Raw genomic sequence first — 1,799 nt, forward strand, 5'->3', positions numbered from 1 at the left:
GCGCGGTTGGCGCTGAAGCAGCGAGCCGCCGCGCGGCGAACGATAGCGCCCGGCGGCAAAGCCGCCGCCGCGGCGCAGCCGAAGTTACATAGGCGGCGGTCCGGCCAGCACGTCGCGCTTGCCCGCATGGTTCGCTGGGCTGACGACGCCTTCCTGCTCCATGCGTTCGATCAGGGTGGCGGCGCGGTTGTAGCCGATCTGCAGGCGGCGCTGGACGTAGGAGGTCGAGGCCTTGCGATCGCGCGTGACCACGGCCACGGCGCGGTCATACAGGTCGTCGCCCGTGCCGCCGCCGTCTTCGCCCATGGCGCCGTCGCTGTCGCCATCCGGCTCGTCGGTGATCAGGTCGAGGTATTCGGGCTCGGCCTGGGCGCGCAGGTGTTTGCAGACCTCTTCGACCTCCTGGTCGCCGACGAAGGGGCCGTGCAGGCGGGTGATTCGTCCGCCGCCCGCCATGTAGAGCATGTCGCCCTGACCCAGCAGCTGTTCGCCGCCCTGTTCGCCCAGGATGGTGCGGCTGTCGATCTTGGACGTGACCTGGAAGGAGATCCGGGTCGGGAAGTTGGCCTTGATGGTGCCGGTGATGACATCCACCGACGGGCGCTGGGTGGCCATGATCAGGTGGATGCCGGCGGCGCGGGCCATCTGGGCCAGACGCTGCACCGCGCCTTCCACGTCCTTGCCTGCGACCAGCATCAGGTCGGCCATCTCGTCCATGACCACGACCAGATAGGGCATGGGCTCGGGGCGGATCTTCTCGCTCTCGTAGACGGGGCGGCCCTGTTCGTCGAAGCCGGTCTGGACGGTGCGTTCGAAATGCTCGCCCTTTTCCTGGGCCTCGCGGGCGCGGTCGTTGTAGCTGGCCACGTTGCGGACGCCGAGCTTGGACATCCGGCGATAGCGGTCCTCCATCTCGCGCACGGTCCACTTCAGGGCCACGACCGCCTTCTTCGGATCGGTCACGACCGGCGCCAGCAGGTGCGGAATGCCGTCATAGACCGACAGTTCGAGCATCTTGGGGTCGATCATGATGAAGCGGCACTCGGCGGGCGAGTGGCGGTACAGGATCGACAGGATCATGGCGTTGACCCCGACCGACTTGCCCGAGCCGGTGGTGCCCGCGATCAGCAGGTGGGGCATCCGCGCCAGATCGGCGACATAAGGCTCGCCGCCGATGGTTTCGCCCAGCGCCAGCGGCAACAGATGGCTCTTCTTGTCGTATTCGCCCGACGCCAGCAGGTCGCGCAGGAAGACGGTCTCGCGCTTGGCGTTGGGCAGTTCGATGCCGATGGCGTTGCGGCCCTGAACCACGCTGATGCGGCAGGCGCGGGCGGACATGGAGCGGGCGATGTCGTCGGCCAGGGCCACGACGCGGCCGTGCTTCACGCCGGGCGCGGGCACCAGTTCATACAGGGTGACGACGGGGCCAGGGCGGATCTGGTCGATCTGGCCGCGCACGCCGAATTCCTGAAGCACGCCCTCCAGCATCTTGGCGTTGGCCTTCAACGATTCCTCGTCGACGGCGCCGCCGCGCTGGCCGGGTTTGGCCAGTATGCCCAGCGGCGGCAGTTCGAAGCCGCCCTCATTGGCGAAGTCGAAGGCCTGCTGGTCGGTGTCGCTGCGGGCGGGCTTGGGCGCCTTGACCGCCGCCACCTTGGGCTCGTTCGACTTGGGCGTTCGGGCTGACGGCGGGGCGATGGGGGCGGGGGCCGCATCCTCCCACGGAGGGCTGTAGGCGTCGGCGGCCTCGTCGGCGTAATCGCCGCCATCGTCGTAGGCGTCTGCGGCGGGCGCAAAGG

At 68.8% G+C, this 1,799-nt stretch carries 1 protein-coding gene; it reads right to left on the reverse strand.

Annotated features, from left to right (window positions below; translation table 11 throughout):
- Positions 1-84: 84 nt before the first annotated feature.
- Positions 85-1,799, reverse strand: a 1,715-nt coding sequence (locus RT567_RS16465) for a DNA translocase FtsK (protein ID WP_313577275.1), incomplete at its 5' end; no start/stop codon positions are given.

Source organism: Brevundimonas sp., assembly GCF_032107865.1.
Taxonomy (GTDB): Bacteria; Pseudomonadota; Alphaproteobacteria; order Caulobacterales; family Caulobacteraceae; genus Brevundimonas.